Source organism: Pseudomonas sp. SWRI50 (assembly GCF_014269095.1).
Taxonomy (GTDB): Bacteria; Pseudomonadota; Gammaproteobacteria; order Pseudomonadales; family Pseudomonadaceae; genus Aquipseudomonas; species Aquipseudomonas kermanshahensis.
Map to the genome: position 1 here is coordinate 111,633 of NZ_JABWRW010000013.1, position 11,926 is coordinate 123,558.

Here is an 11,926-nt window from a genome sequence, read left to right on the forward strand (position 1 = left end):
AAGCGCCTGTGCACGGAGTACTATTGGATACGTTTTCCTAAGGGACTTTCACTTGGCCGCACCTCTCCCCTACCTCGCGCTGCCGGCTCGGGGTACCAATCGATGACTTCCCACAACCCTGAACCTCCGGTGCCCCTCGCATCGGCGCTACCGACTGCTGCGCAGCGCCTGCCCATGATCGAGCGCTTGAGCCGCTATCGTCAGCCCATTGGCCTGGCGGTGACGCTGGTACTATTCGCCATGGCGCTGGTTGCCTGCCGCCACCTGCTGAGCGAGCTGGACATCTATGCGCTGCACGATGCCATGCTCAGCGTGCCGACGCAGTCGTTGCTCGGTGCGTTGCTGGCGACAGTCGTCGGGTTCGTGATCCTGCTGGGGTACGAATGGTCGGCCAGCCGCTATGCCGGCGTGAAACTGCCCGCGCGCAGCCTGGTCCTGGGCGGCTTCAGCGCCTTCGCCATCGGTAACGCCATCGGCCTGTCGATGCTGTCGGGTGGTTCGGTACGCTACCGCCTGTATGCGCGCCAGGGCCTTGGGGCTGCCGAAGTTGCGCGGATGACCGTTTTTGCCAGCCTGTCGCTGGGGTGTGCGTTGCCGCCCCTGGCTGCCTTGGCGACCTTGAGCGATCTGCCCGCCGCCTCCACGGCGCTGGGCCTTTCGCCGGGCCTGTTGGCGGGTATCGCTGCTGCTGTACTGGTGCTGTTTGCAGTGTTGGTGATCGGGCTCTATCGCAGGCGCCTGGCCGAACAACCCGTGGCCGATAACCTGTTGGTGCAACTGGGCCGCCGCACGCTGCGCCTGCCGGGTGCCCGCCTGGCTGCGCTGCAATTGCTGATCACTGCCTTGGACGTAGCCGCCGCAGCCACCGTGCTGTACCTGCTGCTGCCCGAAGCACCGCCCTTTGGCGCGTTCATCCTGGTGTACCTGCTGGCCTTGGCCGCTGGCGTGCTCAGCCATGTACCCGGCGGTGTCGGGGTGTTCGAGGCGATCTTGCTGGCAGCCTTTGCCGACCAGTTGGGCGCCGCGCCACTGGCCGCAGCCTTGTTGCTGTATCGCCTGATCTACGTGGTATTGCCGCTGCTGCTGGCCTGCGTGCTGTTGTTGGCCAACGAGGCACGGCGCCTGCTGTTCGCGCAACAGGCGATCAAGGTAGCTTCAGGGCTGGCCGCGCCGGTGCTGTCGATCCTAGTGTTCCTGTCCGGCGTCGTGCTGCTGTTCTCCGGTGCCACGCCGGAGATCGACACGCGCCTGGAGCACATGGGTTTTCTGGTGCCCCATCGCCTGATCGATGCATCGCACTTCGGCGCCAGCCTGATCGGCGTGCTCTGCCTGCTGTTGGCCCAAGGGCTGCGCCGGCGCCTGTCGGCGGCCTGGCTGCTGACCACCACATTGCTGCTGGTCGGTGCCTTGCTGTCGCTGCTCAAGGGCTTTGACTGGGAAGAAGCGTGCCTGCTCACGTTCACGGCTGCCCTGCTTGCCCTGTTCCGCCGCTCCTTCTACCGCCCCAGCCGCTTGCTGGAGCTGCCCTTCTCGCCGGTGTTCCTGGTGGCCAGCGCCTGTGTGGTGGGTGCTTCGGTGTGGTTGCTGCTGTTTGCCTACCAGGATGTGCCCTACAGCCACCAGCTGTGGTGGCAGTTCACCCTGGATGCCGATGCCCCGCGCGGCCTGCGAGCAGCCATGGGCAGCGCCGTGCTGCTGGTGGCCGTGGCCCTGACCTGGCTGCTGCGCACCGCACCGCCGGTCATCCACCTGCCCGATGACGAAGAGCTGCAACGCGCCAATCGTATTCTGCTGGCGTCCGACCAGCCCGATGGCGGCCTGGCGCTGACGGGGGACAAGGCCTTGCTGTTCCACCCACGCGACAACGCCTTCCTGATGTATGCCCGTCGCGGTCGCAGCCTGGTGGCCCTGTATGACCCGATCGGCCCCGCCCAAGAGCGCGCCGAGATGATCTGGCAGTTCCGTGACCTGTGCGACCTGCACCACGCCCGACCGGTGTTCTATCAGGTACGCGCAGAGAACCTGCCCTTCTATATGGACATTGGCCTGACCGCCCTCAAGCTGGGCGAGGAAGCCCGGGTCGACCTGCGCCGTTTCGACCTCGACGCCAAGGGCAAGGAGATGAAGGACCTGCGCTACACCTGGAACCGTGGCGGCCGTGACGGCCTTAGCCTGGAGATCCATGAGCCCGGTCACGCCCCACTGGCAGAGCTCAAGGAAATCTCCGATGCCTGGCTCAGCGGCAAGAACGTGCGCGAGAAAGGGTTCTCGCTCGGGCGCTTCAGCCCCGAGTACCTGCAGCATTTCCGGATTGCCCTGATTCGCTTCCAGGGCCGGCCCGTTGCATTTGCCAACCTGCTGGAAACCCACAGCAACGAGCTGGCCAGCCTCGACCTGATGCGCGCCCATCCAGAAGCGCCGAAGCTGACCATGGAATTCATGATGATCGGCCTGATCCTGCACTACAAAAGCCATGACTACGGCCGTTTCAGCCTGGGCATGGTCCCGCTTTCCGGGCTGCAGCCACGGCGTGGCGCGCCGTTGACCCAACGCCTGGGCTCAATGGTGTTCCGCCGCGGCGAACAGCTCTACAACTTCCAGGGGCTTCGACGCTTCAAGGACAAGTTCCAACCGGACTGGGAACCCCGTTACATGGCTGTGCCAGCAGGGCTCGACCCGCTGGTGGCACTGGCCGACACTGCCGCCCTGATTGCTGGCGGCCTGACTGGATTGGTGAAACGCTGATGATCCGACGCTATTGGCTGTACCTGGTGATTGCGCTGCTGCTGGCCGCCCTTGGCGGGGCCGCGGCCTTCTGGTTGTGGACGCGCCCGGCCCCTGAGGCGCGCCTTGAGCAATTGACCCTGAATGACACCCACATCACCCGTGTCACCCCTGGCGTGCACGCCAAAGCCCGGGTCGCCATCGGCGTCCCCCAGGACCAGACCCTGACCGACAAGCAGTTGCTGGACCTGAGCCAGGCCGGGGAAGCCCAGCTGGTGCAGGTGATCCTGCCGCCTAGCGACTGCAGCAAGCAGCAGCAAGCGCTGGACCTGGCACTGACCCAGCTCGCCGAGAAACCGACCCTAGTAGCCGGCATCGGCCCGGGTGCGGCACAAGCCTGGCGCTGGTTGGCCGCACAGACTGACGACAAGGCGCGGGCCATTTCCGTCGACTTCACCCTCGAGCAACCCGGCTGCCAGGCCACACTGCCCAAGTCGGCCGCCCACGGCCACTGGAACGTCGCCTGGAACGACAACCCGGATGACGCCAGCGCGGCCTTCGTGCGCGACCAGGCCAACGCTGAAACCAGCATCAGCGATTACGACATCCACTTGCCCCAGGTACTCAAATCGCAGCTGACCCAAGCCTTGGTCGGGCATGACGGCAACGCCCTGGCCATCCCGGTGGTCGAGGTGCCGGCTGGGCAAACCACCGACACCGTCACCCTGTTCCTGTCCGGAGATGGCGGCTGGCGCGACCTGGACCGGGACGTTGCCGGGGAAATGGCCAAGCTGGGCTACCCGGTGGTCGGCATCGACACCTTGCGCTATTACTGGCAACACAAGACCCCGGAACAAAGCGCCGCAGACCTGTCGGAACTGATGCAGCACTATCGTCAGAAATGGGGTACCAAGCGTTTTGTATTGACCGGTTATTCATTTGGCGCCGACGTGCTGCCCGCCATCTACAACCGCCTGCCGGCCGAAGACCAGCAACGCATCGACGCGGTGATGCTGCTGGCCTTCGCCCGCAGCGGCAGCTTCGAGATCGAGGTCGAGGGCTGGCTGGGCAAAGAAGGCCAGGAGGCGCCAACCGGCCCAGAAATGGCCAAGCTGCCAGCGTCCAAAGTGGTGTGCGTCTACGGCGTGGAAGAGACCGACGAAAGCGGCTGCACCGACAAGACGGCCGTTGGTGAGCGACTGAAGCTACCGGGGGGGCACCACTTCGATGAAAACTACCCCGCGCTGGCCAAGCGCCTGATCGGCGAGATCGAGACGCGCCAGGGCAAGTCGAGCGTGGCGGAGCAGAACTGATAGAAAGGGGCCGCCATGCGGCCCAATCGCCGGCAAGCCGGCTCCCACCCGAACTCTGTAGCCTCTAAGTCTAGCGCCGCACCTGTGGGAGCGGGCTTGCCCGCGAAGAGGCCGGAACAAGCACCACAAGACAGTTGCTCCCACAGGAAGTGTGCAGCTCTCGAGGGCGCTGTTGAACCTGTGGGAGCCGGCTTGCCGGCGATGAAGGCAGAACGGGCTGCGCAATACCAGCAGCCCGACCTGGCTCAAATCTCGACCTGGGTCCCCAGCTCGATCACCCGGTTCAACGGTAGATTGAAGAAGCGCAGATTGCCGTTGGCGTTCTTCAGCAAAAACGCAAACAGGTTCCCGCGCCAGCGCGACATGCCCTCCAGCCGCGACGCAATGACGGTTTCGCGGCTAAGGAAGTACGTCGTGCGCATCGGGCTGAAATCCAGGTCTTCCAGGTGGCACAGCTTCAACGCCGCCGGCACGTCCGGCTCGTCCATGAAGCCAAAGTGCAACAGCACGCGGAAGAACCCGTCGCCATAGGCCTCCACCTCGAAACGCTCCTGCTCCGGTACCCGTGGCTGGTCCTCGCTGACCACCGTCAGCAGCACCACCTGGCTGTGCAGCACCTGGTTGTGCAACATGTTGTGCAGCAGCGCATGGGGCACCGCGTCTGGGCGCGCCGTCAGGAACACCGCCGTCCCTTCAACCCGGTGCGGCGGCTGGATGCGGATGCTGCTGATGAACACCGGCAGCGGCAGCGCGCCTTCATCGATGCGCTCGACAAGAATCTGCTTGCCGCGCTTCCAAGTGCTCATCAACAGGTACAACACGCCGCCCGCCAACACCGGGAAGGCCCCGCCCTGCACGATCTTCGGCACGTTGGCGGCGAAGAACAGCCCGTCCACGAACAAAAAGCCCAGCAGAATCGGCACTGCCAGCACCGGCGGCCACTTCCACAACAGCAGCATCACCGACGACACCAAGATGGTGGTCATCAGCATGGTGCCGGTGACCGCCACTCCATAGGCCGCGGCCAGGGCGCCGGACGATTCAAAACCGATGACCAGCAACACGACACCGACCATCAACGTCCAGTTCACCGCACCGATGTAGATCTGCCCCTGTTCATCGCTGGACGTGTGCTGGATCTGCATGCGCGGTATGTAGCCCAGCTGGATAGCTTGGCGCGTCAAGGAGAAGGCCCCGGAAATCACGGCCTGCGAAGCGATCACCGTGGCCATGGTCGCCAACCCCACCAGCGGCAGCAACGCCCAGGACGGTGCCAGCAGGTAGAAGGGGTTGCGCGCCGCCTCCGGGTTCTGCAGCAGTATTGCACCCTGGCCAAAGTAGTTGAGCACCAGCGCCGGCAGCACCAGGGCGAACCAGGCGCGGGCAATCGGCTTGCGGCCGAAGTGGCCCATGTCGGCGTACAGCGCCTCGGCACCGGTCAGCGCCAGCACCACGGCACCGAGAATGGCCACGCCCATGCCGGGGTGAACAATGAAGAAGTTCACCGCCCAGCCGGGGTTGAATGCCCTGAGCACTTCAGGGCTTTGCGAGATGCCATGCACCCCCAAGGCCCCCAGCACCACGAACCAGGCCACCATGATCGGGCCAAACAGCTTGCCGATCTTGTCGGTGCCATGCTTTTGCACCAGGAACAGCGCTACCAGCACCACCAGCGAAATGGGCACCACCCAGTGATCGATGCCGTCGAAAGCCAGGCCCATGCCCTCGACCGCCGACAGGACCGACACCGCCGGGGTGATCATGCTGTCGCCATAGAACAGCGAAGCGCCGATCAGCCCGCAGATGACCATCAGCGTACGCAGCCGCGGATGGGCCGCCGTGGCCCGCCGCGCCAGCGCGGTAAGCGCCATGGTGCCGCCCTCGCCCTGGTTGTCGGCACGCAGGATGAACATCACGTATTTGAACGACACCACCCACAGCAGCGACCAGAGGATCAGCGACAGGATCCCCAGCACACCGTCATGGTTGACCGGCACGCCATAGCCACCGGTAAAGACTTCTTTGAGCGTATACAGCGGGCTGGTGCCAATATCGCCATAGACCACCCCGACCGCCGCCACGAGCAGGCCCAGCGACCGCGTCGCACCCTGCTTCCCCTCGTGCCCGCCTTCGGCATGACTGCTTGCCTGAACCATCGACCACTCCCGCAGACGGCCCTCTCGGCCGATAGAATTCACCCCCACGTCAGGGCATGGCAGATACCCGGACGCAACGGCGCGAAGCATAGCGCAGCGTTCGTCGTATTTCTGCTAGTCAAGCGACCTTGCGCTCGCTAGAATTGCGCACTTTTTGATCAGAGGCGCCCAAAAGCGCCCGTCAAGATCGCCCCCGTTTCCGGTCGGGCGACCTGTATTCAATACCGAGGTTAGTCATGTCCACCACTCCCGCCACCCCTAAGGTAGGTTTCGTAAGCCTGGGTTGCCCAAAAGCCCTGGTCGATTCCGAGCGCATTCTGACCCAGCTGCGCATGGAAGGTTATGAAGTCGTGCCCACCTACGAGGACGCCGACGTGGTGGTGGTCAACACCTGCGGCTTCATCGACAGCGCCAAGGCCGAGTCGCTGGAAGTGATCGGCGAAGCGATCAAGGAAAACGGCAAGGTCATCGTCACCGGTTGCATGGGTGTCGAGGAAGGCAGCATCCGTGATGTGCACCCGAGCGTATTGTCGGTTACCGGCCCGCAGCAGTACGAGCAAGTGGTCAACGCCGTGCACGAAGTGGTGCCGCCACGCCAGGACCACAACCCGCTGATCGACCTGGTGCCGCCTCAAGGCGTCAAGCTGACCCCGCGTCACTACGCCTATCTGAAGATTTCCGAAGGCTGCAACCACAGCTGCAGCTTCTGCATCATCCCGTCGATGCGCGGCAAACTGGTCAGCCGCCCGGTGGGTGAAGTGTTGAGCGAGGCCGAGCGCCTGGTCAAGGCGGGCGTCAAGGAGATCCTGGTGATTTCCCAGGACACCAGCGCCTACGGCGTCGACGTCAAGTACAAGACCGACTTCTGGAACGGCCGCCCGGTCAAGACCCGCATGCTCGAGCTGTGCGAAGCGCTGAGCAGCCTGGGCGCCTGGGTCCGCCTGCATTATGTGTACCCCTACCCGAACGTCGACGACGTGATCCCACTGATGGCCGCCGGCAAGATCCTGCCGTACCTGGACATCCCGTTCCAGCACGCCAGCCCGAAAGTGCTCAAGTCGATGAAGCGCCCGGCCTTCGAAGACCGTACCCTGGCGCGCATCAAGAACTGGCGCGAGCAGTGCCCTGAGCTGGTGATCCGTTCGACCTTCATCGTCGGCTTCCCTGGCGAAACCGAAGAAGACTTCCAGTACCTGCTCGACTGGCTGACCGAAGCCCAGCTCGACCGCGTCGGCTGCTTCCAGTATTCGCCTGTCGAAGGCGCCCCGGCCAACGACCTGGGCCTGGACGAAGTGCCGGATGACGTCAAGCAGGACCGCTGGGACCGCTTCATGGCGCATCAGCAAGCCATCAGCAGCGCCCGCCTGCAGCTGCGCATCGGCAAAGAGATCGAAGTGCTGATCGACGAAGTCGAGGAGCAAGGTTCGGTTGGCCGCAGCTTCTTTGATGCGCCAGAGATCGACGGCAGCGTGTTCATCGATGGCGACCATGGCTTCAAACCCGGCGACAAAGTGCGTTGCCGGGTGGTGGATGCCGACGAGTACGACATGTGGGCAGAGCCTGTCTGATCAACGCAAAGCGCTGAAATACCGGGGGCGCATTGCGCCCCTTGTGTTGCCACATCCGCCCACACCCTCCGGTCATGCGCACTCCCGGTAGGAGCAGCCTTGTGCTGCGAAGAGGCCGGTACTAGCAGCGAAGATTTACGGAATTGCCACTGGCCTCTTCGCAGCACAAGGCTGCTCCTACAATGGAATGGTTAGGCTGATCTGACGCCGACCTTTGCATTTGCATCTATCGTTTTCCTCAGTGCCCAGGAGGAATACACGGATGCGCCAGGTTTCGACGCTGCATACCCCCCATCTGCGCGACTACCCCGAGCTGACCCAGGTTTGGGAAGACTCGGTGCGCGCGACCCACGATTTCCTGCCTGATGCCTATATCCTGCTGCTGCGCGAACATGTGCTGCACCGCTACCTCGATGCGGTGATGCTGATTTGCTGCAAGGACTCACAGCAACGCATCCAGGGCTTTGCCGGCGTGGCCAATGGGCAGGTGGACATGCTGTTCGTCGCGCCCTCATGCCGTGGCAAGGGCATTGGTAAACGGCTGCTGCATTACGCCATCGATGAACTGAATGCCGAACGCCTGGATGTCAATGAGCAGAACCCGCAGGCGCTGGGGTTCTACCTGCACGAAGGTTTTGAGGTAGTTGGCCGTTCGCAGACCGATGGGCTGGGGCAGCCCTACCCTTTGCTGCACCTGCGGCTGATCCGCGCAGGGGCCTGACGCTTCTGCCGTGTTGTCTCGCCAAAACGGCGTAAATGACACAGATTCCCAGCCCCTCGACCGCCCAGGCAGGTACAATGGCGGCCTTTCCCTGCCTTTGCGAATCGCCGTCATGTCTGAGCCCGTCCGCCTGTCCAAACGCCTTATCGAGCAATTCGGCTGTTCCCGCCGCGAAGCCGAGCTGTACATCGAAGGCGGCTGGGTCACGGTCGATGGCGTGGTGGTCGAGCAGCCGCAGTTCAAGGTCGACGGCCAACACGTCGAGCTGCTGCCCGGTGCGCGTGCCGAAAACCTCGAACCCGTGACCCTCCTGCTCAACCAGCCTGCCGGCCTGGACACCGAGTCGGCCCGTATCAGCATGACCATGGACACCCTCAGCGAGGCGCACCGTGAGGGTGTTCGGCCGCTGCATGGGCACTTCACCAAGCTGTCCTGCATTGCCCCCCTCGAGCGTGGCGCCAGCGGCCTGCAGATTTTCACCCAGGATTGGCGCGTAGCGCGCAAGATCGACGCCGACCTGCGTCGCCTGGAGCAGGAATACATCATCGAAGTCAGCGGCGAAGCCACCCCGCAGGCGCTGGAGCGCCTGGCCCGAGGTGTGATGCGCAATGACCGGGAGTTGCCCAAGGCCAAGGCCAGCTGGCAGAACGAAACCCACCTGCGCCTGGCCTTGAAAAACCCGCAGCCGGGGCAGATTTCCGAACTGTGCGCCAGCCTGCGCCTGCAGATAATCAGCATGCGCCGCATTCGCCTGGGCGGTGTGTCCATGGGCAAGCTGCCATTGGGACAGTGGCGCTACATGGCTACCAGCGAACGTTTCTAAGCAATACCGCCGCGCCGGATGGCACGGCTCAGAACAGGATTTCAGCCAAATGAACCACAACGATGTACTGCGCAGCCTGCGCTACATGCTCAAGATCAACGATGCCAAAATGGTCGGCATCATCAAGCTGTCGGGCCTGGAGGTCAGCGCCGAGACCCTGGCCAGCTACCTCAAGAAAGAGGAAGAGCCCGGCTTCGTGCGCTGCCCCGACCCGGTCATGGCGCACTTTCTGGATGGCCTGGTGATTCATCGCCGCGGCAAGGACGACAGCCGCCCGCAACAGCCGGTCGAGCTGCCGGTGACCAACAACACCATTCTGAAAAAGCTGCGCGTGGCGTTCGAGCTCAAGGAAGAAGACCTGCACGTGATACTCAAGTCGGTCAACTTCCCGGTCTCCAAACCCGAACTCAGCGCGCTGTTCCGCAAGGTCGGCCATGACAACTACCGGCCCTGCGGCGACCAGCTGCTGCGCAACTTCCTCAAGGGCCTGACCCTGCGCGTGCGCGGCTAAGTGGCCATGCAGCATACGGTTTCACCGGTCGGCATCGTCCGCTCCTGCTTCAAGGAAAAGTTCGCCATCCCGCGCCAGCCCCACCTGGCACCCGCGGCGCGTGGCGTGCTGGAGCTGCTGCCGCCGTTCGACCAGGGTGATGCCGTGGCGGGCCTGGAGCAGGTCAGCCATGTCTGGCTGTTGTTTCTGTTCCACCAGGCCCTGGAAGACAAGCCACGCCTGAAAGTGCGCCCACCGCGCCTGGGCGGCAACAAGAGCATGGGCGTGTTCGCCACCCGTGCCACCCACAGGCCCAATGGTATTGGCCAGTCGGTGGTACGCCTGGAAGGCGTAGAGCCTGGTCGCCTGCTGCTGTCCGGGATAGACCTGCTCGATGGCACCCCGGTGCTGGATATCAAGCCTTACGTACCCTATGCCGACAGCATTGCCGGTGCCAGCAACCAGATGGCCAGCGAAGCGCCTGCCGCCATCGCCGTGCAATGGCACGACGATGCCCTGCCCCAGGCCCACGCGCATGCGCTGCGCCTGGGCGAGCCACTGGTGGAGCTGATTGAGCAGTGCCTCGGGCAAGACCCGCGGCCGGCGTATCAGGTGCCACCCCCGGAGCGGGTGTATGGGGTCAAGTTCTGGGATGTGCAGGTGCGCTGGCATTATCCGCAGCCGGCGCTGATCCGCGTGCTGGAAGTCGTGCTGGATCATTGATCCGAGCGTGCACAAAAAAGGCGACCCGAAGGTCGCCTTTTTCATTGCCTAACCGCGATCAGCGAGCAGGGCCTTCAGCCACGCCCAGGTCGTCGGTCGGACGGGTGTCTTCCAGCGGTGCGCCGCCAGATGCCAGCTCCGAAGCCAGCTTGTCGTTGTCCATTTCGTTGACCCACTTGGCCACGACCACGGTGGCAACGGCGTTACCGACCAGGTTGGTCAAGGCACGGGCTTCGGACATGAAGCGGTCGATGCCCAGGATCAGCGCCAGGCCGGCAACCGGCAGGTGGCCAACCGCCGACAGGGTGGCAGCCAGCACGATGAAGCCCGAACCGGTCACGCCAGCAGCGCCTTTGGACGCCACCAACAGTACCAGCAGCAGGGTGATCTGGTGGGTGATGTCCATGGTGGTGTCAGTCGCCTGGGCGATGAACACAGCGGCCATGGTCAGGTAGATCGAGGTGCCGTCCAGGTTGAACGAGTAGCCCGTCGGGATGACCAGGCCAACCACCGATTTCTTCGCACCCAGGCGCTCCATCTTCGCCAGCATACGTGGCAGCGCGGACTCAGAAGAGGACGTGCCCAGCACGATCATCAGCTCTTCGCGGATGTAGCGGATCAGCTTGAGGACGCTGAAGCCGTGAGCGCGGCAGATACCGCCGAGAACCACCAGGACGAACAGCAGGCAGGTCACGTAGAAGCAGGCCATCAGGTAGCCCAGCTGCACCAGCGAACCCACGCCGTACTGGCCGATGGTAAAGGCCATGGCACCGAAGGCACCGACCGGGGCCAGCTTCATGATCATGTTGATGATGTTGAACATGACATGGGCGAAGCGGTCGATCAGGTCGAGCACCGGCTTGCCGTAGCTGCCCAGGCGGTGCAGGGCGAAGCCGAAGATCACCGAGAACATCAGCACTTGCAGGATATCGCCGTTGGCGAAGGCACCGACCACGGTGTTGGGGATGATGTTGAGCAGGAAGCCAACGGTGGTCTGCTGTGCGCCGGCGGCGGCATAAGCGGCCACGCTGCTGGCGTTCAGGGTGGTGACGTCGATGTGCATGCCAGCGCCTGGCTTGACCACGTTGACGACGACGAGGCCGATGATCAGGGCGATGGTGGAGACAATTTCAAAGTACAGGAGCGCGTAGCCGCCGGTCTTGCCTACCGACTTCATGCTCTGCATGCCAGCGATGCCGCTGACCACGGTGCAGAAGATGATCGGGGCGATGACCATTTTGATCAGTTTGACGAACCCGTCACCCAGGGGTTTGAGGGCAACGCCGGTTTCGGGATAGAAGTGGCCGAGCAGGATGCCGATGGTGATGGCGACCAACACCTGGACATACAGGGATTTGTACAGCGGCTGACGTGTCGTCATGGCTAATTTCCTCAAGTGTGCCGGTTC

Annotated in this window: 9 protein-coding genes; 7 read left to right on the plus strand and 2 right to left on the minus strand. The window is 63.6% G+C overall.

Annotated elements, in window-relative coordinates; all coding sequences use genetic code 11:
* The first annotated feature begins 102 nt into the window (after positions 1–102).
* Both mprF and HU750_RS15535 read left to right on the plus strand, forming a co-directional pair.
* Positions 103–2,745: a bifunctional lysylphosphatidylglycerol flippase/synthetase MprF gene (gene mprF / locus HU750_RS15530; protein WP_186680997.1), complete on the plus strand. Its 2,643-nt coding sequence runs from the start codon at positions 103–105 to the stop codon at positions 2,743–2,745.
* Positions 2,745–4,037 carry a virulence factor family protein gene (locus tag HU750_RS15535; protein ID WP_186680999.1) on the plus strand — a complete coding sequence of 431 codons (1,293 nt, stop codon included), beginning with the start codon at positions 2,745–2,747 and terminating at the stop codon, positions 4,035–4,037. Before mprF ends, HU750_RS15535 begins: the two co-directional genes overlap by 1 nt.
* Positions 4,038–4,282: 245 nt before the next feature.
* Here HU750_RS15535 and HU750_RS15540 read toward each other — a convergent pair whose 3' ends face one another.
* Positions 4,283–6,193, minus strand: a complete 1,911-nt coding sequence (locus tag HU750_RS15540; RefSeq protein ID WP_099455088.1) for a potassium transporter Kup — start codon at positions 6,191–6,193, stop codon at positions 4,283–4,285.
* 236 nt (positions 6,194–6,429) lie between these two features.
* Between HU750_RS15540 and rimO the strand changes: the two genes are divergently transcribed.
* The 5 genes from rimO (at position 6,430) to tsaA (ending at position 10,518) form a co-directional block, all read left to right on the plus strand.
* Positions 6,430–7,761: a 30S ribosomal protein S12 methylthiotransferase RimO gene (gene rimO / locus HU750_RS15545; RefSeq protein WP_027594684.1), complete on the plus strand. Its 1,332-nt coding sequence runs from the start codon at positions 6,430–6,432 to the stop codon at positions 7,759–7,761.
* 262 nt (positions 7,762–8,023) lie between these two features.
* The gene (locus HU750_RS15550) at positions 8,024–8,482 is read left to right on the plus strand and encodes a GNAT family N-acetyltransferase (RefSeq protein ID WP_186681001.1); all 459 of its coding nucleotides are present in this window, start codon (positions 8,024–8,026) and stop codon (positions 8,480–8,482) included.
* Positions 8,483–8,594: 112 nt separating this feature from the next.
* Positions 8,595–9,305, plus strand: a complete 711-nt coding sequence (locus HU750_RS15555; RefSeq protein WP_027594686.1) for an rRNA pseudouridine synthase — start codon at positions 8,595–8,597, stop codon at positions 9,303–9,305.
* 49 nt (positions 9,306–9,354) lie between these two features.
* Complete coding sequence (locus tag HU750_RS15560; protein WP_186681003.1) at positions 9,355–9,816, plus strand: YehS family protein; 462 nt, start codon at positions 9,355–9,357, stop codon at positions 9,814–9,816.
* Between the two features lie 6 nt (positions 9,817–9,822).
* A complete protein-coding gene (gene tsaA, locus HU750_RS15565; RefSeq protein WP_099430217.1) occupies positions 9,823–10,518 on the plus strand; it encodes a tRNA (N6-threonylcarbamoyladenosine(37)-N6)-methyltransferase TrmO in 696 nt (231 codons plus the stop codon).
* A gap of 58 nt (positions 10,519–10,576) precedes the next feature.
* Here the strand turns inward: tsaA and HU750_RS15570 are convergent, their stop codons facing one another.
* Complete coding sequence (locus tag HU750_RS15570) at positions 10,577–11,899, minus strand: dicarboxylate/amino acid:cation symporter (RefSeq protein ID WP_027594689.1); 1,323 nt, start codon at positions 11,897–11,899, stop codon at positions 10,577–10,579.
* Positions 11,900–11,926: the final 27 nt, after the last annotated feature.